A 22520-nucleotide genomic window follows, 5' to 3' on the forward strand; every position below is an offset into this window, starting at 1 on the left:
CCTCCGGAAAGGCGACCGGCGTTGATCATCGATCTGCCATCGACCACCTCCTCGGCCATCAACAAGCGCATGATCGAGATGCGCGAGCAAGGCGGGGCCAACGCCCAGGGCCGGGTGCTCACCCTGGTCATCGTCACCGACGAGGACTCCTCCGAGGATCCGATCGCGGCCGCCAACGGCGCCTCCTTCGAGCACCCGTGCCGGGTCATCGTCATCGCCCGCGGGTCCCGTCGGGGCACCGCCCGGATGGACGCGCAGATCCGGGTCGGCGGCGACGCCGGGGCCAGCGAGGTGATCGTCCTCCGGCTCTACGGTCCGCTGGCCGACCACGGCGCGGCCGTGGTCATCCCGCTGCTGCTGGCCGACGCGCCGATCGTCGCCTGGTGGCCGGGTGAGTCCCCGGAGATCCCGGCCCAGGATCCGATCGGGGCTCTGGCCACCCGCCGGATCACCGACTCCGCCGCGGTCCGCCGTCCGCTGGCCGCTCTGGCCAGCCGCCGGGTCGCCTATCGCCCGGGCGACACCGACCTGGCCTGGACCCGGCTGACCAACTGGCGGGGTCTGCTGGCCGCCGCCCTCGACCAGCCGCCGCACGAGAAGATCGTCGATGTCGTCGTTTCCGGCGCGTCCGACTCGGCCTCGGCCGAGCTGCTGGCCGGCTGGTTGGCCCTCCAGCTGCGCTGCCCGGTGAAGCGGGTCAAGGTCGACCGGGCCGGAAGCGGACTGCGGTCGGTCACGTTGGTGCGCCGGTCCGGCGAGGTCAGCCTGGTCCGCCCGGAGGGCAGCACGGCCACCCTATCGGTGACCAGCCAGCCGCCCCGCCAGATGACGCTGCCCCGCCGCAACCTGCGCGACTGCATCGCCGAGGAGCTACGCCGGCTGGATGCCGACGACGTCTACTCCGAGGTGCTGACCACCGGGCTCGATCTGGTGGCCAAGTACGCCGCGGCGGACAGCGGAACGGCCGCGAAGGCCACGGCCCGAACCCGGGCCAGCGCCACTCGGCGGGCCGCGGCGAAGGCTGCCGCCCCCAAGGGGGTCGTCAAGGTCCCGGCCGACGTCGCCACTCCGGCCGCCCGAGTGCGGGCGGCCCGCGCCACCGGCACGAAGGCCGTGGCCGAGGCGATGACGGCCCCCGATCCCGCGCCGAAGACGAAGACGCCGGCCGCGCGGCCGGTGAAGACCGCACCTCCGGCGGCCAAGGCACCGGCCGCCAAGGCACCGGCGGCAAAGGCTCCGGCCGCCAAGGCCCGGGCCGTGAAGGCTGGGGCGGCCGCCGCACCGGCCGCCAAGACCCGGGCGACGAAGGCACCGGCTGCCACGGCACCGGCCGCCAGCGCACCGGGGGCCACCAGGACGCCGGCCGTCCGGTCCAAGGCCTCGGACGGCAAGTCAGGGCCATCGAAGCCGCGCGCGACCAAGGCGGCCACGTGACCGGCGTCGAGGTCGTGGTGCATCGCGACACCACCGACCTCAACGTGAGCACCGCCGCGCGGCTGGCGGCCAAGCTGGTTCAGATCCAGGCGCAGGGCCGGGTGCCGCGGATCGCCCTGACCGGCGGTGGGTCCGGTATCGGGCTGCTGGCCGAGCTCAACGCCTCGCCGGCCAAGGACGACATCGACTTCTCGCGCATCGAGTTCTACTGGGGCGACGAACGTTTCGTGCCGGGACAGGACCCGGAGCGCAACGAGAAGCAGGCCCGTGACGCGCTGCTGGACCACGTCCGGGTCGACCCGGCGAAGGTGCACCCGATGGCCGCGTCGGACGGCGAGTTCGGCGACGATGTCGACCGGGCCGCGGCGGCGTACGCCGCCGTCGTCGGCGACGATCCGGCCTTCGACGTGGTGATGCTGGGGATGGGGCCCGAGGGACACGTCGCGTCGATCTTCCCGGAGTCGCCGGCCGTGTTCGAACAGGCGGCCACCGTGGTGGCCGTTCGCGACTGCCCGAAGCCGCCGCCCACTCGCATGTCGCTGACCCTGCCGGCCATCCGCCGGGCCGACGAGGTGTGGATCATCACCGGCGGCGACGGCAAGGCCGACGCGGTGCACCGGGCCCTGTCCGGCGCCGGTGAGGTCGAACTTCCGGTGGCCGGTGCGACCGGGCGAACCCGGACGTTGTTCCTGCTCGATCGGGGATCGGCGGCCCGGCTGCCGGCCGGGCAGTCCGGCGTGACCTTCACGGCGTGACGGAGCAGACACCCTGCTGCGCAAAGTGCACGATGCTCGAACTGAGATGCTGACCGGGATGCATTCAGGCCAGGGCGACCGGATCGACCGCCGCCATCGGGTCCTCAAGGAGGAGAACCACCAATGAGCAAGCCACCAGTCAAAGTCACCGTCACCGGTGCCGCCGGCCAGATCGGCTACGCGCTGCTGTTCCGTATCGCCTCGGGTCAGATGCTCGGCCCGGACACTCCGGTCACGCTGAGCCTGCTCGAGATCACCCCCGCCCTCAAGGCGGCCGAGGGCACGGCCATGGAACTGGACGACTGCGCCTTCCCGCTGCTGTCCGGCATCGAGATCACCGACAACGCCACCGCCGCCTTCGACGGCACCTCGATCGCCCTGCTGGTCGGTGCCCGTCCGCGCGGACCGGGCATGGAACGCGGTGATCTGCTGGCCGCGAACGGTGGCATCTTCAAGCCGCAGGGCCAGGCGATCAACGCCGGTGCCGCCGACGACATCAAGGTCCTGGTGGTCGGCAACCCGGCCAACACCAACTCGCTGATCGCGCGCTCACACGCTCCTGACGTCCCGGCCGACCGGTTCTCCGCGATGATGCGCCTGGACCACAACCGCGCCCTGTCGCAGGTGGCCAAGAAGCTGGGAGTGTCCGTCGCCGACGTCACCAACATGACGGTGTGGGGCAATCACTCGGCCACCCAGTACCCGGACCTGTTCAACGCCAGGGTCGGCGGCAGGTCGGTGGCCGAGCAGGTAGAACAGGAATGGCTGGAGAGCACCCTGATCCCGACCGTAGCCAAGCGCGGAGCGGCCATCATCGATGCCCGCGGTGCGTCGTCGGCGGCCTCGGCCGCCAATGCCGCCATCGACCACATCCACACCTGGGTGCACGGCACCCCGGAGGGCGACTGGACCACGGCCGGAGTCGTCTCCGACGGCTCCTACGGTGTACCGGAGGGTCTGATGTCCGGCTTCCCGGTGACCGCCGAGAACGGACAGTGGAAGATCGTCCAGGGCCTGGACATCAACGAGTTCTCCCGCGGACGGATCGACAAGTCGGTCGCGGAACTGGTCGACGAGCGCGACGCGATCACCGGCCTCGGCCTGATCTGACGGTCCGCCGGCCCCGGGGTTATCGTTGACCTCTCGGGTGGAGTGAGGTCGTGAGATGAACGCGATCACCATGGGGTACGACATCGGTCCGGAGCATGGCTACCGGCCCGGAGACGTCGGGGCGGCCCCGGCCCTGGTCGGACATATTCCGAGTGTCCAGGCCAGGGTCCGGGCCGGGCGGATGGGCAAGGTCGACGACGTGATCGGCCGGATCAGCATCTTCGTCGTGTTCGTGATGTGGGTCGTCATCCCGGTTCTGGGAGGCCTGAACATCATCCTCGGGCCGTGACGCTGCCGGCCCGATCGGCTGCGGCCAGCAGTTCGAAACCGCGTTGCAGACTCACCTTCGGCGACCAGCCCAATGCATCGCGGGTGCGTCGCTGGTCGAACCAGTGCGCGGTGCCGAGCTGCTCGGCCAGGAAGCGGGTCATCGGCGGCCGCGTGGTACGCCCGGTGAGGCGCCACAGTCCTTCGATCGCGGCGCCCGCACCGGCGGCCACGGTCAGCGGCACCCGTCCACGGGGACCCGGTACCCCGGACGCGGCGCACACCCGGCGCAGGATCTCCCCCACCGGCCGGGGCTCGCCGTTGGTCACGACCAGGGATTCCCCGTGCACCGGGCCGCACACGTCGACCGCTGCCACCAGCGCATCGACCGCGTTGTCCAGGTAGGTGGTGTCGATCAGCGCCGTACCGTCGCCGATCAGCGGCAGGCGGTGGGCCCGAGCCCGATCCACGATGGGTGCGATCAGTTGGGTGTCCCCCGGGCCCCACACCAGATGCGGACGTAGACACAACACGGCCAGATCCGGGTGGTCGGCGGCCAGCGCCAATTGCTCGGCCATCGCCTTCGACCGGGCGTAGGAACCGCGCGCCGATGCGGGGTCGGCCGGACCGGCCGTGGCACCGACCAGCGCGCGTCCGGCGTGGGCGACCGACGGTGAGGAGACGTTGACCAACCGCCCGACGCCCAGGGCCCGGCAGGCGTCCAGCACGTTGCGGGTGCCCTCGACGTTGGTCCGCCGGAACTGCTCCCAGGGCCCGAACACGTCCACCTTGGCCGCGGCGTGCACCACCACGTCCTGGCCGCGCACCGCCTGGCGGACGACGTCGACATCGCCGATGTCCCCGCGGATCTCACGGACGTCCAACCCGGCCGGCCGGCGCTGCAGGACGGTGACATCGTCCCCGCGGGCAGCCAGGGCACGCGCGGTCGCGGCCCCCATCAGGCCGCCGGCCCCGGTGACGAGGATCCTCATCCGCCGGCCAGCACCCGGTCGGCCCAAGCGGCGACGGCGACCCGGTCGATCTTCGAGTTGTGCCGGATGTCCAGTGGGAGTTGGTGTTTCACCAGAACGGCGGCGATCGGGGCGCCGGCCGCATCCCGGACCGCGTCGGTCAATTCCGTCGAGGCCAGGGCCCGGCCCGGCCCGGTGAGCACGGCGACCACCTGCTGAGAGCCGACCGGTCCCACTCCGACGACCGCGGCCGCGCGGTCGGCTCCGGTGGCCTTCAGCGCCGCCTCGATGCGCTGCTCGATGCCGACCGGGGTCACCGGGCCGCCGGGGGCACTGATCACGTGCTGGAGACGACCCTGGATCCACAGTCGGCCGCTCTCGTCCAGGTATCCGACATCGCCGGTGCGGTGCCACCCGGGATGAGCCTGCGCGGCACGGTTGAGCACCCACTGCGCGTCGTAGCGATCACGGATGTGCCCGGAACGGGCCCAGATCTCCCCGGTGCGGCCGGTCCGGTCGGTGAAATCCGTGCCCGGTGACCCGAGAACGTCCAATTCGGCCACCGCGAACTCGACGCCCGGAAGCGGCCGGCCCACGCAGACGCCGTCTCCGGGGCCGGCGGCCTCGATCTCGGGCAGGGAGATGTCGGTCAGCGGAAACGCCTCGGTCATGCCGTACGGCGTGTGCAGCGAAGCACCGGGCAGCAGTGCGGCCAGGTCACGGAGCAGATGTACCGGGATCGGCGCCCCGAAGCTGGCCACCAACCGCACCGTGGCCAGCGCAACCCGATGTCGCGGGGTGAGCGCGGATGCGGTGGCCAGCACGTTCTTCAACGCGGCGGGCGAGGCGAAGACCACGGTCGCGTCCACCGCGATTGCGGCCTGGGCCAATGCGACCGCGGTCAGGGTGCCCGGGCGGGTCACGTCCACGTCGGGCACCGCCGACCGGATCCCGAGGGCCGGTCCGAACAGGGCGAACGGGGCGAACGCGGCGACCAGGCGGTCGTCGGCGGTCAACCGGTAGACCGAACGCACCAGCGACAGCTGGGCCCGCACCTGACGCTGCCGGTACAGCACGCCCTTGGCCGGCCCGGTGGCACCGGAAGTGAACAAGACCGCCGCCTCGTCATCCGGCCCGGACCCGGGTGGGACCGGAGCCGTCCGGCCGATCCGTTCCAGGTCGCCGAACGAGTACTCGACCTGCAGGGCCGACCGCAGCACCGGGGACAGCGGACCGACCGAGATGCGGCGGCCGGGCAGGCGCATCGGCCGGGCCGCCAGCAGCCCCGGACGCTCGGCGATGACAACGTCCAACCGGGCCGCGCGCAGTGCACGGCCCATGCCGCGCAGGCCAAGGCCCTTGTCGGCCACCACGATCACGCCACCGGCCCGCCACACCGAGTAGAGCGCGACGGTCAGTTCGATCGACGGCGGCACCATCAACGCCACGCGGGTCCCGGGACCGACGCCGGCCGCGGCCAGTCCGGCGCCGAGTTCGCCGACCCGGGTGTGCAGCTGGGCCCAGGTGAGGCTCGCCCCGCCCACTTCGGTGACCGCCATCTCGGTGTCGTCCGCCCGACGGTCCAACTCGTCCAGTGGCGAGATGCCTTGCGCCACCTGATCGTCCGCGCTCGGCCGCCGGGTGGGTGGGGCCGGCCGGGATTCGATCGCGGTGACCCAGTCGACGACGGCGTCGGCGTAACCGGGGGCGTCCTCGGGCAGGAGGTGGCTGGCCGTCTCGTACCTCTGCAGGACCGCGCGGGGCAGACGCGTCTGGACGTCCCGGAGGAACAGATCACCGAAGACCGGGTCACGGGGTCCCCACAACAACAGGGCCGGCACGTCGAACGTGGTCATCTCGGCCGCGATCCGGTCCACCGCGGCGTGGCTCGGATGACCCGGCGCGAACGGCACGTCGCGGACGAAGTCGGCCACCGCGGCCCGGCGCGCCGGCGTGGAATACGGTGCCGCAAAAGCGTTCCGGACCGGACGGGGCGGCCGCGGCCAGGTCAGTGAGGTGGTCGTCCGGACGAACAGCGGGGTCCATCGGACGGCCAGCCGGTTCAGCACGGGGACGTGGGCCAGGCGGACCAGCAGCGGACCGCGCTCGTCGGCCGGGAGGTGGACGGCCGTGTTGGTCAGGACGACGCCCCGGAGTTGCTCGCGGTGCTCGGCGGCCCATCCCATGGACAGGATCCCGCCCCAGTCGTGGGCCACCGTGACCACCGGCCCGTCGATCGACAACGCGTCGGTGAGCCGGTTCAGGTCGTCGACTCGGTCGGACAGAACTCGCGGCCGGGACGGGCGCTCGGAGTACCCCATGCCCAGGTGGTCCGGCGCCACCACCCGCCACTGCGCGGGGGCGCGGGCCAGCAACCCACGCCAGAGATAGCTCCAGGTCGGGTTGCCGTGCAGGCACAGCAGGGTCAGCTCCGGACTGGTCCTGTCCTCCCGTCCGGCCCACGTGTCCAGCACGTGCCAGGTGCGCCGGATGCCCTTGGCGTCCACGACCGGCACCAACCGGGACCACGACGGGTTCAGACCGGGCAGTCCGGTCGGTGGCGTGGAGGCGGCCGTGGATCTGGGTGTCACCAGATGATCTCGGACAGGGAGGCGTTGAGACCCGAGCCGATGCCCATCAGCAACACCCGGTCCCCCTCGCTCAGTTCGGCACTGACCCCGGCCAGCGTGAACGGGATGGCCGCCGGCCCGAGATTCCCCCGGACCGGGAAGGTCAGCGGGATCTTCGCCGGGTCCAGGTCGAGGAGGTTGATGATGGCCCGGGTGTGCACGTTGCTGACCTGGTGCATGACGTAGCAGTCCATGCCGGTGTCCCAGCCGAAGTCGGCGGCCGACTCGGCCCAGAGTCCCTTGGTGAGTTCCAGACCGGCGTTCATCAGGCCCGTGCTGTCGGTCCGCATGTCGTCCATGTCGCCGACGCACAGGTCGTGGTGGGACGTGCTGGCCCGGGTGGCGCCGCCGACGTAGCGGTGGCCGGCCGGATGCTGGTCGGCCCGCCCGAGCACCATCGCCGCGGCTCCGGACCCGAGGGTCAGCGACGCAAACTGGCTGAAGACCTGCTTGGCGTCGCTGCCGTCGGTGTGCAGCCGGCTGATGGTGGATTCGTGGATGCCGCGGGCGTCCTCACCGTTGACCACCAGCGCGTACTCGATCTGCCCGGACTCGATCATGGCGGCCGCCATCTGCATCCCGTTGACGAATCCCAGGCAGGCGTTGGTGATGTCCAGGTTCAGGCACGACGGCGGCAGGTTCAGTGCGTCGTGCACACCGGCCGCGGTCGACGGTTCCAGGTGGGCCCGGCTGACCGAGGTGTTGATCATCAGACCGACGTCCCGCGGCTGGACGCCCGCCTCGGCCATGGCCTTGGCCCCGGCCATCGCGGCGCCGTCGGCGAACGTGGTGCCCCGGTCCCACCAGCGACGTTCCTCGATACCGGCCAGCCGTTGGATCATCCCGGCCCGCAGGCCCACCCGCTCGTAGACGGCCTCGAGCCGACGGTCGATCTCGTCGGAGGTGATCACTTGGGGCGCCTCGATCGCGCAGACCGAGAGCACTACGGTGTTGCTGAAACGGTGAATGGCGTTCTCGCCCATGTAAGCCTTCCTCGCGGTTCCACAGAATTCGATCCGTGACCGCGAGCGATCAGAGCGGGTCCTGAAGATGTCACCCTTGCCAACCACTCAAGTTACCAGCGCCGGTCGCCCCGGGCGGGCCGGCCGATGTGATGTAGCTATCGCCGATCCGCCCGGATTCGATACGTGTCACCGGTTTCGATGACGCCCCCGCTGGTTAGGCGTGGCCGCGCAGCACCGCCAGAAGGGCGTCGCCGTCCGGAACTCCCAGGCCGGTGCAAGCGTCCCACCCCGCCCCGGCCTGGTACTGGCCGTTGCTGCCGGTGACGATGTCCCGGAAGCCGGGCTGTACCACACCGGCCGCGACCCCGGCGTAGAGCACCGGCTGCATCTGCCCGAGCGGCCGGCCAAGGGCCTGCACCAGCCGGGCCGTGAGGGCGGCCCACAGCGGGGCCACGGCACTCGTCCCGCCGATCACCGTGCGGGTGCCGTCGATCAGCACGTCGTACCCGGTCCGCGGGTCGGCATCGCCGGACACGTCGGGAACGCCGCGGCCGATCTGCCCGCCGGCCCGGGCCGGTACCCCGGCGCCGCGCTGCCAGCTGGGCAACGGGAACGTGTCACTGACCCCGCCCCCGGTCGCTCCCCGGCCGGTCCCGTTGTTCCAGACCACCTCGCTGGTCACCGAGCCGTCGGCCGGGTCGGCCTGCAGGCTGGTCCCCCCGCAGGCCAGGGCATGCGGGCTGGACGCCGGGAAGTCGCAGTGCGCCTTCTGGTCGGTGGCGCGATCGGTGCTGCCGTCGTCGCCGGCGGCCGCGGTGACGGTCACCCCGAGGGCGGCGGCGTCGGCGAACGCCGCGTCCATCGCCTGGCGGGCCTGCCCGGTCCACCCGTCCTCGCTCTGGCCCCAGCTGATGCTGATCGCGGCCGGGGCCGGCTGGGCGTGCGCGGCGTCGGACACCGCGTCGAGGAAGCCGGCGTCGGTGTTGGGCGCGAAGTACACCAGCACGGTGGCGCCCGGGGCCAGCGCCCCGACCACCTCGATGTCCAGGAGCACCTCGCCGTCGGCGCCGTTCGGATCGCCGCCGGGCTGGTTGTCCGCACCGTCGACCCCGACGGCCGTGACCTTCGGACCGGACAGGCCGAGCCCGGAGAAGTAGGCGTCCAGGTCGCTCTGGGCGAAGCCGCCTCCGAGTTCGATGATGGCGACACGCTGCCCGCTGCCGTCCGTGCCAACCGGGAACCGGTAGACCTTGCCCAGCTCCGGAGGGGTGTAGCTGACCGACACCGCCTCGGCCCGCGCCGACTGCAATCGCGCCCGAGCCTGCGGTCGATCGTCCAGGCCGAGGACGGCCGTCACCACGCCCTGCAGGTCACCCGGAACGCTCAGGGTCCCCTCCCGCGCGCGGTAGCGGACCTCGCGGCCGGACAACCGGTCGGGAGCCGTGGCCACCTCCAGCCTGGTGCCGAACAGAGTCTGGAGAATTGACGCCGACCCGCCGACCAGCACTCGCCGGGACGCCGGGTCGGCCGACACCACCCGCCCCCCGGCCGCGCGGACGGTCCGGGTGACCGCCTCGATGTCGGCCGGATCGGCGCCATAGCGTTCGGCCAACTCGTCCCGGCTCAGCGGACCGGGCAGATCCTCCGGCAGTTCAGCCCGGCGACGCAGCACCAGGGTGACCTGGATCTGCTCCTCACCGGACAGGTCGGCGACCTTCTCGGCGCCCGGGAGCGGGGCGCGCTCGCTGCCGGGGAGGGTGTGCCGGTGAACAGCTTCGGGAGTGGCCGCGGCCTCGTCTTCGCTCATGGACCAAGAATGCTCCCGACCACCGACGGTGTCACGGACGAGCCGATGGCAGGCTCCCGCCCCGCGGGCCGCACCCGGCTCAGATCTCGTCCGGAACGCCTTCGGTGCCACCGGTCAACGTCATCAGGATGGAGTCCAACTCGTCCGTCTTGACCAGCACCTCGCGGGCCTTCGACCCCTCCGACGGGCCGACGATCCCGCGGGTCTCCATCAGGTCCATCAGGCGACCGGCCTTGGCGAAGCCGACCCGCAGCTTCCGCTGCAGCATCGAGGTCGAGCCCAGCTGCGAGGTGACCACCAGATTGATGGCCTCGATCAGTTCGTCCAGGTCGCCGCCGATGTCCGGGTCGACGTTCTTCGACGGGTCCGGCTTGGGCACGGTGACGTTCTCCGCGTACTCCGGCTCGGCTTGCGTCTTGGCGAACGCCACCACCTCGGCGATCTCCTCGTCGCTGACGTAGGCGCCCTGGATCCGGATGGCGTTGCGCACCCCCATCGGCAGGTAGAGGCCGTCACCCATGCCGGAGAGCTTCTCGGCCCCCGGCTGGTCCAGGATGACCCGGGAATCGGTGAGCGAGGAGGTGGCGAAGGCCAACCGGGACGGCACGTTCGTCTTGATCAGCCCGGTGACCACATCCACCGACGGGCGCTGTGTGGCCAGCACCAGGTGGATACCGGCCGCTCTGGCCTTCTGGGTGATCCGGACGATCGCATCCTCGACGTCGCGGGGCGCCGTCATCATCAGGTCGGCCAGCTCGTCGATGATGCCCAGGATGTAGGGATACGGCCGGTACACCCGCTCAGAACCGGGCGGGGCGGTGATCTGGCCGGATCTGACCTTCTTGTTGAAGTCGTCGACGTGCCGCACCCCGTGGGCCAGCATGTCGGTGTACCGCTGCTCCATCTCCTCGACGAGCCAGGCCAGGGCCGCGGCGGCCTTCTTCGGGTTGGTGATGATCGGGGTGATCAGGTGGGGAATGCCCTCGTACGGCGTGAGTTCGACCATCTTGGGGTCGATCAGGACCATCCGGACCTCGGCCGGACTGGCCCGCTGCAGCAGGGACACCAGCATCGAGTTCACGAACGAGGACTTGCCCGATCCGGTGGCCCCGGCCACCAGCAGGTGAGGCGTCTTGGCCAGGTTGGCCGTGACGAAGCCGCCCTCGACGTCCTTGCCGAGCCCGATGACCAGGGGGTGCTGGTCCTTGCGGGACTCCGGCGCGGCGAGCACGTCACCCAGCCGGACCATCTCCCGGTCGATGTTGGGCACCTCGATGCCGACGGCCGACTTGCCCGGGATGGGCGCCAGCAACCGGACGTGCTCGGACGCCACCGCGTAGGCGATGTTCCGGGTGAGGCGGGTGATGGCCTCGACCTTGACGCCCGGTCCGACCTCGACCTCGTACCGGGTCACCGTCGGGCCGCGGGTGAAGCCGGTCACGGCGGCGTCGATCTTGAACTCGGCCAGCACCCGGGAGATTCGCTCGATGACCTCGTTGTTCGCCGCCGTCTGCAGCTTCGGCGGGGCACCCAGTTTCAGGATGCTGGTCGGCGGCAGCTGGTAGGTCCCGTCGATCGCGGTGTCGAGGGTCAACTGGGTGGGCTCGGCCACCGACGCCGGAGCCGGCGTCTCCTCCACCGCCGGTTTGATCACCCGGGGCCGCAGGCGGGCCGGGAGGACTTCGGTGGGCTGGGCATCATCGGTCGGCAGGACCGGCCCGGCGGCGGGTAGGGGCGCGGTGACCGGTTCGAAGGCCGGAAGGATCGCCGCGGTGTGCTCGGCGTCCGCCGCCTGACGTCGCTTCGAAGGGCGGCGGAGGCGGGTGGTCGCGGCCAGATCGACGTTCTCGTCCAGCGCCACCGATCCGCCGACCCGGTAGTCGTCGGCCAGGTCACCGTCGACGAACTCGTCGCCGGTGCCGTACGGATCGTCGTAGGAGTCGTAGGCCTGGTCGTCGTCGGGCTCGCGGCGTTCGCCCTGGATCCGCCCGAGGGCGTCCCGGATCGCGGCCGGCACGTCACGCATGGCCGTGCCGGTCAGAAGGAGCAACCCGAAGATCCCGAGCAGGACCAGCAGAACCACGGCCGGTGCCGCGGTGACGCCCGCGTCCAGGGGGCGGCCAAGGAGCCAACCGGCGGCGCCCCCGGCCGATCGGCGGGCCTGCGCGGAATCAGCGGCGCCGTGCAACGACGCCGAGTGGACGACCTCGAAGGTGCCGGTGACCGACAGGGTCAGGAAGAGCCCTCCGAGGATCCGTCGGGTGCGATGTTCGCGATCCCCCTGCGTGCGCATCAGCACCACCGCACCGGCCAGCAGCAGGGCCGGCAGGATGACGCCCGGCGCGCCGAACAGGGTGGCCACCGACAGGTCGATGACGTGGCCGACCGGGCCGGCGGCATGGAACCAGGAACCGATCGCGCAGATCACCGCGAGCGCGACCAGGCCGAGCGCGAGTCCGTCCCGCCGATGGGCGGCGTCGAGGTCGCGGGCCGCCACGGCGCTGCGTCCGACCGTTCTGACCATGCTGCCGACTCCCTTCGCGAGCAGACGCCAGACGGCGCCGATACCGCGCCCGAGTCCGCGTCCGATTCGGGACGGGACCGACGGCCGGGACGGGGCCGGGGCAACGGCGCGACCCGGGCGGGTGGCCGCGGCCCGGTTCGACGAGCGCGCACCCGCCGACTGGGCGGTGCGGCCGGAGGCCCCCTTGGCCGCGGTGGCGCGAGCGGGCGTGCGGGCGGTCGTCGTCCTGGGCTTGCTGCCGGCCTTGGTCGTTGCCGCCTTGGCGGCGGCCGGTTTGCCGGCGGCGGACTTCGCCGACCCGGTCGATGACTTCCCGACCGCCGTTCTGGCCCGTGGCGTGGCCGGCGAGCCCTCGCCACCCGAACGAGGACGCGGTGAAGCAGAGGTCTTTCCGGCCATGGCCTTCACGGTAGTCGCTCGAGTCACTCCTGTCCCAGTTGCCACACCGAGCGCCGGGGCCCCGGCTCCGGGCCGCCGGCGTCGCCGCGCGTTCGGCCGGTCGCCGAGGCGCCCGGGTCAGGTTCTGACGCCGTCCAGTTCCCGGGCCAGGGCGTCCCGCACCCGGACCAGCCGGGCGGGATCGGGCCGGTCGGCGCTCGAGATCCCGATCAGCAGGCCCTGGTGGCGCAGTACCGCCGCCGACCGGGCGGTTCCGGCCCGGCCGTCGTCGGCCCGGATGCACAGCAGTCGTCGACGCTCGGCCCCCCGCCCCACCCGCGCGTCCACGTCCGGCACTCCGGTGGCGGTGTACACCAACCAGGCCGATCGCAGATCACCGCGGCGGAACGGGCGACGCCGCCACCGGATCCGGCCGGCGGCGGCCAGCCCGGCCAGCTGCTGCCCGACCGACGGCGCCACCACCACGACGTCGGCTCCCGAGCGCAGGCAGGTCATCACCTTCCGCGCCGCCACCGCTCCCCCGCCGACCACGAGCACCCGGCGCCCGGACAACGCCAGATGCAGGGGCAGCAGCTCGGGCTCGTCCATCCCGGTCAGACTCCTTCGAGGGTCCGCGGACCGCGGCGGACGTAGACCGCGTAGGTCACGGCGCAACAGATCGCGTAGAAGACGATGAACGCGACGTAGGCGGCGTTGGCCGACCCGGTGGACAGGAACGACTGCCGGAAGGCGAGGTTGACCAGCACGCCACCCAACGCACCGATGGCACCGGCGACCCCGATGAGGGCACCGGACAGACGTTGCGACTCCGCGGCCTCGATCTCGAAGTCGGCCCCGCCCGCGATCCGGGTCGCCGCCTTGGCCTTGAAGATCGCCGGGATCATCTTGTAGACCGAGCCGTTGCCGAGGCCGGAGAAGATGAACAGGAGTACGAACCCGACCAGGTACAGCGGCAGCGACTTCCCGATCGCCGCGAACAGCACGAGGCCGGCTCCGAGGGCCATGGCGATGAAGTTGTAGAAGGAGACCCGGGCGCCGCCGAACCGATCGGCCAGCCGGCCGCCGTAGGGCCGGACGAGCGAGCCGAGCAGCGGTCCGAGGAACGTCAGGTAGGCCGCCTTGACCGGCGTCGAGAACGTCCCCTTGAACTGCACCTGCAGCACCTGCCCGAAGGCGAAGCCGAACCCGATGAACGATCCGAAGGTGCCGATGTAGAGCAGGGCGATGATCCAGGTGTGCCGGTCGCGACAGACCCGCCGCATGGCGCCCTGCGCGTTCGACGCCACCGCCAGGTTGTCCATGGTCAGGGCGGAACCGAGGGCGACCAGCACGATCAGCGGGATGTAGATCGCCACCAACACCTTCGGGTGGGCGGCCCCGGCCGTGGCCAGCACCAGCAGCCCGACGAGCTGGACGACGGCCACTCCCAGGTTTCCGCCGCCGGCGTTCAGCCCGAGCGCCCATCCCTTGAGCCGCTGCGGGTAGAACGAATTGATGTTGGTCATCGACGATGCGAAGTTGCCGCCGCCGACCCCGGCCACCGCGGCCGCCACGATCAGCGTCGAGTACGACACCCCGGGTTCCAGGACGACCGCGATGAACAGCGTCGGCAACAGCAGGAGCAGGGCGCTGAAGATGGTGAAGTTGCGTCCGCCGAACCGGGCCACGGCGAACGTGTAGGGCAGCCGCAGCACTGCTCCGACCAGCGTCGGCACTGCGGTCAGCAGGAACTTTCCGGCCGGGTCGATGTGGTACGCCGGGCCGAGGAACAGCACCAGCACCGACCACAGGCTCCACACCGAGAAGCCGACGTGCTCCGACAGCACGGAGAAGATCAGGTTCCGCCGGGCGACGCCGGCTCCCCCGTTGTCCCAGAAGGCCGGGTCCTCCGGCCGCCAGTCGGTGATCCAGCGACGCCCTGTCCTCCGGCCGTCCGGCCGGGTCGTGGTCGTTTCGGTGGTGTCGGTGGTGGAACTCATCGGTCCCTCTCCTTCGGTGTCGGGTGGATCATGAGTTGGCCGTCGTCGACGGTCACGGCCCAGCTGTCCAGATCGGCCTGGCCGGTGGTCGAACATCCGGTGTCGAGTTCGAACGCGTTGAGATGCAACGGGCACAGCACGACGGCCCCGTCGATCTGGCCGTCGGCGATGGGGCCGCCGCGGTGCGGGCAGACGGCCGACAGTGCCCGCACGCGCCCGTCCCGCAGCCGGAAGACGGCGACCTGCCGACCCTGCACGTCGAACGCGCGCCCCTCCCCGACGGGAATCTGCTCGACCGACCCGAGACCAAGGGTGCTCATCGGACCGGCACCCGGGGCAGGACCTCGAGCGGAAGGGAGGTCCGGAACTGCCCGGCACTGGCCGGCTCGCCTCCCTCCTTCCACGGATCGCGGTAGGCGGCAACGGCTTCCTCGATGCCGGCATCGAGATCGGCGGCGATGCCGTCGCTGTCGTCGACCACGATGGCCCGGATCCGATCCAGCCCGATCCGCGGGACGAAGGCGTACGTGCGCTCCAGCCACTTCGCGTTCTGCCGGTAGTACTGCATGAACCGCCCGACCAACGTCATGACGACCGCCGGGTCGTCCACCGTGGCCAGCAGGTCACCCTTGCGGATGTGGGCCCCGGCGGCGCCGCCGATGTAGATCTCCCACCGCCCGCCGTCGATGGCCACCACGCCGACGTCCTTGCACAACGACTCTGCGCAGTTCCGGGGGCAACCGGATACGGCGAGTTTGAGCTTTCCCGGCGATTCCAGTCCCTGGAACTTCGTCTCGATGGCGATACCGAGCGCGGTCGAATCACCGACCCCGAATCGGCAGAAGTCGCTGCCGACACACGTCTTCACCGTCCGGAAGCTCTTGGCGTACGCGTACCCGGACGGCATGTCCAGGTCCGCCCACACCGCCGGCAGATCCTCCTTGCGCACGCCGAGCAGGTCGATCCGTTGTCCCCCGGTCAGTTTCACCAGTTTGACGTCGTACTTCTCGGCGACGTCGGCGATCCGGCGCAACTGGTCCGGCGAGGTCACCCCGCCGCGCATCTGCGGCACCACCGAGAACGTGCCGTCGCGCTGGATGTTGGCGTGCACCCGGTCGTTGATGAACCGCGCGTCCCGTTCGTCGACGTACTGCTCGGCCCACATCATCTTCAGCAGCGAGGCCAGACCCATCTTCGACTTGGCGTCCTCGGCCCCGTCCGGGGCCAGCGCCGCGAAGACCGAGGAGACCGACCGCAGCTCCTGCTCCCGGATCGCGGCCATCAGGGCCGGCTTGTCCATCGGGATACCCGGTACGTACCAGGCGGCCGCCGGGTCGACCTGCACGGCGTCGCCGGCCGCCCACTCCACGATCTGGCAGACCAGCGACTTGCAGGATCCGCACCCCTTGCCGGCCCTGGTCTTGTCCATCACCGCGCCGACCGACTTGCAGCCGCCCTCCACGGCGTGCACCAACGCGGCCTTGGTCACGCCGTTGCAGTTGCAGACCTGGGCGTCGTCGTCCAGGTCGGCCGGTCCGACCTGCGCCGTCGGGGTACCGAGGTCGAACATCATCTCCAGCCGCTCGGCCGGCAGCGGCAGACCCCGGTCGAACGCCTGCATCAGGAAGGCGACCTTGGAGGTGTCCCCCAGAACCGTTGCCCCGACGAGCTTCTCGTCCCGGATGACCAGGGACTTGTAGATCCCCTTCTTCGGTTCGGAGAACACCAGGTGCTCGTCGCCCTCCCGCTCCGGGCCCTGCAGGCCCATGGACGCGACGTCGACGCCGGCCACCTTGAGCTTGGTGGCGGTGCGGGAACCGTGGTACGCGGCCAGCCGGTCCTTGCCGGTGAGGTGATCGGCCAGCACGACCGCCTGCTCCCAGAGCGGCGCAACCAGCCCGTAGACCTCGCCGCGGTGCTGCACGCATTCCCCGACGGCGTAGACGTCATCGTCGTCCACCGTGCGCATCTGGTCGTCGACGACGATCGCCCGCTCGACGGTGAACCCGCTGGTCACCGCGAGTTGCACGTTGGGCCGGATCCCGGCCGCGACCACCACCATGTCGCACTCGATCCTCGGGTGCTCGAGCAGCCAGATCCCTTCCACCTTCTCCTCGCCCAGGATGGCGGTCGTCCTGGCCTTGAGGTGCACCTCGATGCCCAGCTTCTCCACGCTCTGCCGGAGGATCTCCCCGGCCTGCGGGCCGACCTGGGCGTTCATCAGGTGCGGACCGGCGTGCACGACGTCCACCTGGAGCCCGTAGGCCTGCAACCCGCGGGCCGCCTCGAGGCCGAGCAGACCGCCGCCGATGACCACGGCCCTGCGGTGGTGTTCGTGCTGGGCGTACTCGATCATGCCGCGGGTGTCGTCGATGGTCCGGAAGGCGAACACCCCGGGTTTGCGGGGGCTGTCGGCCTCCTCCCCGATGGTCAGGCCCTCCATGGCCGGCATGAACGAGGAACTGCCGGTGGCGATGATCAGCACGTCGTAGGGCGTCACCGACGGCACCCCGCCCGCGTCGACGGCGTGGACCAGCTTGGCGAACCGGTCGATCCGGGTGGCCCGGCAACCGGCGTGCAGGGTGATGTCGTTGTCCTGGTACCACTTCAGGGTGTTGAGGAAGATGTCGGTGTCGCTCTCCTCGCCCGAGAGCACGTGCGAGAGCATGATCCGGTTGTAGTTGCCGTACGGCTCGTCGCCGAACATCGTGATCGAGAACTGTCCGGGCGTTGCCCGCTCCAGGATCTCCTCGACCGCCCGGGCGCCGGCCATCCCGTTCCCGATGACGACCAGTCGTCGGGTCTGCACCCCCGTCCGCGGCGGCAGGGTCGCGGTCATCAGATCTCCACCAACCCGAGGTCGATGACGACCGTCCCGCTCACCCCGTCGGCTGCGGCCAGCCGAAGCTCGACGGCCGAGGAGGACTCGATGTCCTCGACCACCCGGAGCGGTACGTGCACATCCCCCTTGGCGCCGATCGGGAAGTAGCGCACGGGGGCGCCGTCCTTCATCAGCACCAGGGTGATCAGCTCGTCGGCACTGTTGCCGCCGCGGAAGTAGAGGGCCTGGGCCCGGGCGCCGTCCGGGACCACGTAGGTCAGGCTCGGATCGAGCGGCATCGGCTGGTCGAGGCCGGCTCCCTGGAATCGGAAGACGCCTTGCAGGAAACGGTTCTTGCTGGCCATGGTGTTGTCCTCGGGTTGTGGGTCGGCCGGTGTGGGCAGGACGATCGGTCGGTTCGGGAGGGCGGCCGGGCGGGTGGTGAGCAGGTGGTCGTCGTCCGCGCCGCCGATGCGTTCGGCATTGGCGGCGCAGACCTTGAACGCGGGCATCCGGGAGTGCGGATCGAGGGCGGCCTCGGTCAGGGCGTTCGCGCTCGACGCACCGCCCCAGTGGAACGGCACGAAAAGCGTGTCCCGGCGGATCTTCTCGTCCACCTGGGCCCGGAAGTGGGCCCTCCCCCGGCGGGTCAGCACGGCCACGATGTCGTCGGCACCGACCCCGATCCGCCGCGCCAGGTCCGGGTGCATCTGCACGGTCGGCCCGGTGTGGGTCAGGGCCCGGATCCGGCGGGTCTGGTTACCGCTCTGGTACTGGGCCATGGTGCGGCCGGTGGTCAGCACGAAGGGGAACGCGCGGCTGGGCACCTCGGACGGCTCGGCGTACTCGGTGGGCAGGAACCGGGCGCGACCGTCCGGCGTGCCGAACGCGTCCGCGAAGAGCCGCGGCGTGCCCGGATGATCAGTGCTCGGACAGGGCCAGAAGACCCCCTGCTCGTCGTCGATCCGCTCGTAGGTGATCCCGGCGTAGTCGGCGATCCCACCGGCGCTGGCCCGCCGCAACTCGTCGAAGACGGTCCGCGGATCGTCCGAGAAGTACTGTCCCCGGCCGAGTCCGGACGCGATCGCGGTGAGGGCCTGCAGATCGTCCAGGACCCCGGGGGGCGGCGGCAGCGCCCGCCGCCGGTGCAGCACCCGACCCTCCAGGTTCGTCATGGTGCCCTCCTCCTCGGCCCACTGGGCGGTCGGCAGCACGACGTCGGCCATGGCCGCGGTCTCGGACAGGAAGATGTCGGACACCATCAGGAAATCCAGCGCCGCGAGGCGAGCGGCGACCCGGTTGGCGTCGGGGGCCGAGACAACGATGTTGGAGGCGAACACCAGCAGCGCCCGCACCCCGCCGGCGGTGCCGAGGCGGTCGATCATCTCGAAGGCCGACAGCCCGGGCTGCGGCAGTTCCTCGGGATCGACGCCCCAGACGGCGGCGACGTGGGCCCGGGCCGCCGGGTCGTCCAGCTTCCGGTAGCCGGGCAGCTGATCGGCCTTCTGCCCGTGCTCGCGGCCACCCTGCCCGTTGCCCTGGCCGGTGATCGTGCCGTAGCCCGAGGCCGGCCGACCGGGCAGCCCGAGGGCCAGGGCCAGGTTGATCCAGGCCTGAGCGGTGTCGGTGCCGTTGCGGTGCTGCTCGGTGCCGCGAGCGGTCAGGATCATCGCCGACTCGGCCGCGGCCAGGTGGGCGACGACCTGGCGGAGCTGCGCCACCGGCACGCCGGTGATCCGCTCGACCCGGTCCGGCCAGAAGGACGAGACGGCGGCCGCGGCCTGGTCGAAGCCGCTGGTGCGCTCGGCGATGTAGTCGTGATCGATCACCCCGTCCCGGATGGCGATGTGCAGCAGGCCGTTGGCCAGCGCCAGGTCCGTGCCCGGACGGGGCGCGAGATGCAGCGCCGCGCCGGCGGCGGTGGACGTCAGTCGCGGATCGACCACGATGTGCACGGCCCCGGCCGCGCGGCCCGCGTCGAAGTACTGCATGGCCGGCGGCATGGTGTCGGCCGGATTGCCCCCGACCAGCAGGACGGCCTTCGCCTCGGCGATGTCGGACAACGGGAACGGCAGCCCCCGGTCGATGCCGAAGGCCCGGTTCCCGGCCGTGGCCGACGACGACATGCAGAACCGGCCGTTGTAGTCGATGGCCGCACTCCGCAGGGCGACCCGGGCGAACTTGCCCAGCTGGTAGGCCTTCTCGTTGGTCAGGCCCCCGCCGCCGAAGCATCCGACCGCGTCCCGGCCGTGTCCCTGGGCCGCTTCGATGGCGGTGACGATGACGCCGATGGCCTCCGGCCAGGTGGCCGGCACCAGGGCGCTGGTGCGGTCACCCGGGACGGACCGGACCAACGGGGTCAGCAACCGATCCGGGTGGTCGAGCAGGCTGGTCGCCGTCCAGCCCTTGGAACACAGGCCGCCCCGATTGGTCGGGAAGTCCTCCTGCGGCTCGATGGTCGCCGCCCGCGGGCCCGTCCTCGGGAGGTTCACCGACACGCCGCACTGCATAGAGCAGTACGGGCAATGGGTGCGGGTGGCGGACATGGACCCCATGGTGGGAGGGCGAGTCGAGCGTCCGGTGACTCCGCAGTTTCCGGTCGGTTCCGTTCTCCGCACAGCGCGGCCCGACCGGTTGTGAGGTCGCGCCCGGGGTGAATCTAGGGTTTGCCCATGACCTTCCTGCAGCCGGTCACTCTCGCCGGCGACCTCGTCACCCTCGAACCCCTGGCCCCGGCCCACGTCGACGGCCTGGCCGCCGCCGCCGCTGACGGCGAGCTGTGGAACCTCTGGTACACCTCGGTTCCCCACTCGGAGGACATGGGCGCCGAGATCGCGCGGCGGCTGGATCTGCAGGCCGAAGGGGTGATGCTGCCGTTCACCGCCCGCCGCAACGACACCGGTGCGATCATCGGCATGACCACCTTCATGAACGTCGATGCCGCCAACCGGCGGGTGGAGATCGGGTCGACCTGGAATGCGGCTTCGGCCCAGCGGACCGGCACCAACACCGAGAGCAAGCTGCTGCTGCTGCACCACGCGTTCGACACGCTGGACTGCATCGCCGTCGAGTTCCGCACCCATTGGCTCAACCAGCAGTCCCGGGCGGCCATCGCCCGGCTCGGGGCGAAACAGGACGGAGTGCTGCGCAGCCACAGCATCGCCCGCGACGGGACGCTGCGGGACACCCTGGTCTTCTCGATCATCGCCGTCGAGTGGCCGGCCATCCGCAGCGAGTTGCGGCGCCGGCTGGCCGCGCACCGCTGATCCGGCGGCCTCGTGACGCTGCCGTTCACACAGCGGACGCATCGACGTGATCGATGCCGGTCAGGATGCAGCGGTGGACAACGACGAACGCACCCCTGACGTGGGCCCGTTGGCCGGCTTCACCATCGGTATCACGGCCGCCCGCCGCCGCGAGGAGTTCGGTGCCGCCCTTGAGCGCCGCGGGGCCACGGTGATGTACGGCCCGGCCATCCAGATCGTCCAGGTGGAGGACGACGAGGCGCTCCGCGACACGACCCTGGACTGTCTGGCCCACCCGCCGGACGTGGTGGTGGCCACCACCGGGATCGGATTCCGGGGCTGGATCGAGGCCGCCGACGGCTGGGGGCTCGGCGACGCCCTGCTGGACTGCCTCGGCCGCGCCGTCCTTCTGGCCCGGGGCCCGAAGGCCCGCGGGGCGATGCGGGCCGCCGGGCTGTCCGGAGAGTGGTCACCGGCCTCGGAGTCGTCGACCGAGGTGCTGGAACGACTGCTCGAGATGGACCTGCAGGGCCGGCGGGTGGCGATCCAGCAGCACGGCGAACCGCTGCCCGACGTCGCCGAGGCGCTGGCCGCGGCCGGGGCGACGGTGATCGAGGTGCAGGTCTACCGCTGGCGGCCACCGACCGACCCGGCGCCCCTGGAGCGCCTGTGCCGGGCCGTCGTCGATCGCACCGTCGACGCGGTCACCTTCACCAGCGCGCCGGCCGCGGCGTCGTACCTGCTCTGTGCGCGGGGGTTGGGCCTGGAGGCCGAGCTCATCGAGGCCATGCAGCGGGACGTCATGGCCATCGCGGTCGGTCCGGTCACCGCCGCCCCGCTGGACCGGTCCGGCGTTCCGGTGATCCAGCCGGAACGGGCCCGGCTCGGCGCTCTGGTGCGGGAGACGGCCGATCAGTTGCCGCGGCGCCTGTCCAAGCAGCTGGCGGCGGCCGGGCGCCAGCTCCAGGTGCGGGGGCAGGGCGTGGTGGTCGACGGCCGGTACGTGGCCCTGCCACCCACCGGAATGGCCCTGCTCCACAAGCTCACCGAACATCCGGGGCAGGTCGTCAAGCGGGCCGATCTGGTCAGCCTGCTGCCGGGGACCAGCGCCGACGAGCATGCGGTCGAGGTCGCCATCGCCCGCCTCCGCACGGCGCTGGGCAACCCGAAGATCATCCAGACCCTGGTCAAGCGGGGCTACCGGATCGCCTACGACCCCACCTTCACCGACGACAACCGCTACTGACGCGGCCCGGCCTCAGAGCTCGGGGAGCACCAGTTCGCCGCCGTCGGTCACCGCGACCGGGTCCACCCGGACCACGGCCGCGACCGGAAGGGGCCCGTAGACGTGCGGGAACGCGGTGGTACCGCCGGAGGTGTTCTCGGCGACCACCGGCAGCCCGACCAGATCCGGATCCACCGTCAGCAGCACCACCGGCTCCTCCGGATCGCGCCAGTACCGCTCCGCCACGCCGGCCAGCTGGTCGGCGTAGGCGAAGTGCAGGAACCCCTCGGACTCCAACGTCATGCCCCGGCCGGAAATGCGGTACGACCCGACGGTCAGCGCCGCATCCCAGTCCGAGGCATAGGCCAGGTGGTAGATCACGCCGGTC

General features: G+C 71.4%; 17 protein-coding genes. 6 read left to right on the forward strand and 11 right to left on the reverse strand.

Annotated features, from left to right (window positions below):
- Positions 1–21: 21 nt before the first annotated feature.
- The 4 genes from opcA to BLS97_RS20260 all read left to right on the forward strand — a co-directional run bounded on the left by opcA (position 22) and on the right by BLS97_RS20260 (position 3588).
- Positions 22–1434, forward strand: coding sequence for a glucose-6-phosphate dehydrogenase assembly protein OpcA (gene opcA, locus BLS97_RS20245; RefSeq protein WP_172832314.1), 1413 nt, complete (start codon positions 22–24; stop codon positions 1432–1434).
- Entirely contained in the window at positions 1431–2189 is a 759-nt protein-coding gene (pgl, locus tag BLS97_RS20250; RefSeq protein WP_090479762.1) for a 6-phosphogluconolactonase, read from the forward strand. The genes opcA and pgl overlap by 4 nt, the downstream gene beginning before the upstream one ends.
- A 123-nt stretch (positions 2190–2312) precedes the next feature.
- A complete protein-coding gene (locus BLS97_RS20255) occupies positions 2313–3299 on the forward strand; it encodes a malate dehydrogenase (RefSeq protein WP_090479765.1) in 987 nt (328 codons plus the stop codon).
- Between the two features lie 55 nt (positions 3300–3354).
- On the forward strand, positions 3355–3588 hold the full coding sequence (locus BLS97_RS20260) for a hypothetical protein (protein ID WP_090479769.1): 234 nt from the start codon (positions 3355–3357) through the stop codon (positions 3586–3588).
- Here BLS97_RS20260 and BLS97_RS20265 read toward each other — a convergent pair.
- The 10 genes from BLS97_RS20265 to BLS97_RS20310 form a co-directional block, all read right to left on the reverse strand.
- Entirely contained in the window at positions 3572–4558 is a 987-nt protein-coding gene (locus BLS97_RS20265; protein ID WP_090479772.1) for an NAD-dependent epimerase/dehydratase family protein, read from the reverse strand. The two genes, BLS97_RS20260 and BLS97_RS20265, sit on opposite strands and share 17 nt — an antisense overlap.
- Entirely contained in the window at positions 4555–7128 is a 2574-nt protein-coding gene (locus BLS97_RS20270; protein WP_231988220.1) for an alpha/beta fold hydrolase, read from the reverse strand. Before BLS97_RS20270 ends, BLS97_RS20265 begins: the two co-directional genes overlap by 4 nt.
- Entirely contained in the window at positions 7125–8150 is a 1026-nt protein-coding gene (locus BLS97_RS20275; RefSeq protein ID WP_090479775.1) for a 3-oxoacyl-ACP synthase III, read from the reverse strand. The genes BLS97_RS20270 and BLS97_RS20275 overlap by 4 nt, the downstream gene beginning before the upstream one ends.
- 196 nt (positions 8151–8346) lie before the next feature.
- The gene (locus BLS97_RS20280) at positions 8347–9939 is read right to left on the reverse strand and encodes a S53 family peptidase (protein WP_157695578.1); all 1593 of its coding nucleotides are present in this window, start codon (positions 9937–9939) and stop codon (positions 8347–8349) included.
- A 79-nt stretch (positions 9940–10018) separates the two neighbouring features.
- Entirely contained in the window at positions 10019–12862 is a 2844-nt protein-coding gene (locus BLS97_RS20285; RefSeq protein WP_090482762.1) for an FtsK/SpoIIIE family DNA translocase, read from the reverse strand.
- Positions 12863–12979: 117 nt separating this feature from the next.
- Positions 12980–13450 carry a precorrin-2 dehydrogenase/sirohydrochlorin ferrochelatase family protein gene (locus BLS97_RS20290; protein ID WP_090479778.1) on the reverse strand — a complete coding sequence of 157 codons (471 nt, stop codon included), beginning with the start codon at positions 13448–13450 and terminating at the stop codon, positions 12980–12982.
- Positions 13451–13455: 5 nt separating this feature from the next.
- A complete protein-coding gene (locus BLS97_RS20295; RefSeq protein WP_090479781.1) occupies positions 13456–14841 on the reverse strand; it encodes an MFS transporter in 1386 nt (461 codons plus the stop codon).
- Positions 14838–15161, reverse strand: a complete 324-nt coding sequence (locus BLS97_RS20300) for a Rieske (2Fe-2S) protein (protein ID WP_090479783.1) — start codon at positions 15159–15161, stop codon at positions 14838–14840. Before BLS97_RS20300 ends, BLS97_RS20295 begins: the two co-directional genes overlap by 4 nt.
- The gene (gene nirB / locus BLS97_RS20305) at positions 15158–17680 is read right to left on the reverse strand and encodes a nitrite reductase large subunit NirB (protein ID WP_090479787.1); all 2523 of its coding nucleotides are present in this window, start codon (positions 17678–17680) and stop codon (positions 15158–15160) included. The genes BLS97_RS20300 and nirB overlap by 4 nt, the downstream gene beginning before the upstream one ends.
- Positions 17680–20208 (reverse strand): molybdopterin oxidoreductase family protein, encoded by a 2529-nt coding sequence (locus tag BLS97_RS20310; protein ID WP_090479792.1) that lies wholly within the window; start codon positions 20206–20208, stop codon positions 17680–17682. The genes nirB and BLS97_RS20310 overlap by 1 nt, the downstream gene beginning before the upstream one ends.
- A 126-nt stretch (positions 20209–20334) precedes the next feature.
- On the opposite strand from BLS97_RS20310, the gene BLS97_RS20315 reads away from it, so the two are divergent.
- Both BLS97_RS20315 and BLS97_RS20320 read left to right on the forward strand, forming a co-directional pair.
- Positions 20335–20928, forward strand: coding sequence for a GNAT family N-acetyltransferase (locus tag BLS97_RS20315; protein ID WP_090479796.1), 594 nt, complete (start codon positions 20335–20337; stop codon positions 20926–20928).
- Positions 20929–21001: 73 nt separating this feature from the next.
- On the forward strand, positions 21002–22153 hold the full coding sequence (locus BLS97_RS20320) for a uroporphyrinogen-III synthase (protein ID WP_090482765.1): 1152 nt from the start codon (positions 21002–21004) through the stop codon (positions 22151–22153).
- A gap of 12 nt (positions 22154–22165) precedes the next feature.
- Here BLS97_RS20320 and BLS97_RS20325 read toward each other — a convergent pair whose 3' ends face one another.
- Positions 22166–22513 (reverse strand): DUF952 domain-containing protein, encoded by a 348-nt coding sequence (locus tag BLS97_RS20325; protein WP_090479800.1) that lies wholly within the window; start codon positions 22511–22513, stop codon positions 22166–22168.
- Positions 22514–22520: the final 7 nt, after the last annotated feature.

This window comes from Nakamurella panacisegetis, assembly GCF_900104535.1.
Taxonomy (GTDB): domain Bacteria; phylum Actinomycetota; class Actinomycetes; order Mycobacteriales; family Nakamurellaceae; genus Nakamurella; species Nakamurella panacisegetis.

Excerpts from the sequence above, each read along its gene's own strand:
- BLS97_RS20255 (WP_090479765.1), top strand. The coding sequence starts at position 2,313 with ATGAGCAAGCCACCAGTCAAAGTCACCGTCACCGGTGCCGCCGGCCAG.
- BLS97_RS20260 (WP_090479769.1), top strand. The coding sequence starts at position 3,355 with ATGAACGCGATCACCATGGGGTACGACATCGGTCCGGAGCATGGCTAC.
- BLS97_RS20265 (WP_090479772.1), bottom strand. The coding sequence starts at position 4,558 with ATGAGGATCCTCGTCACCGGGGCCGGCGGCCTGATGGGGGCCGCGACC.
- BLS97_RS20275 (WP_090479775.1), bottom strand. The coding sequence starts at position 8,150 with ATGGGCGAGAACGCCATTCACCGTTTCAGCAACACCGTAGTGCTCTCG.
- BLS97_RS20280 (WP_157695578.1), bottom strand. The coding sequence starts at position 9,939 with ATGAGCGAAGACGAGGCCGCGGCCACTCCCGAAGCTGTTCACCGGCAC.
- BLS97_RS20285 (WP_090482762.1), bottom strand. The coding sequence starts at position 12,862 with ATGGCCGGAAAGACCTCTGCTTCACCGCGTCCTCGTTCGGGTGGCGAG.
- BLS97_RS20290 (WP_090479778.1), bottom strand. The coding sequence starts at position 13,450 with ATGGACGAGCCCGAGCTGCTGCCCCTGCATCTGGCGTTGTCCGGGCGC.
- BLS97_RS20295 (WP_090479781.1), bottom strand. The coding sequence starts at position 14,841 with ATGAGTTCCACCACCGACACCACCGAAACGACCACGACCCGGCCGGAC.
- BLS97_RS20300 (WP_090479783.1), bottom strand. The coding sequence starts at position 15,161 with ATGAGCACCCTTGGTCTCGGGTCGGTCGAGCAGATTCCCGTCGGGGAG.
- nirB (WP_090479787.1), bottom strand. The coding sequence starts at position 17,680 with ATGACCGCGACCCTGCCGCCGCGGACGGGGGTGCAGACCCGACGACTG.
- BLS97_RS20310 (WP_090479792.1), bottom strand. The coding sequence starts at position 20,208 with ATGTCCGCCACCCGCACCCATTGCCCGTACTGCTCTATGCAGTGCGGC.
- BLS97_RS20315 (WP_090479796.1), top strand. The coding sequence starts at position 20,335 with ATGACCTTCCTGCAGCCGGTCACTCTCGCCGGCGACCTCGTCACCCTC.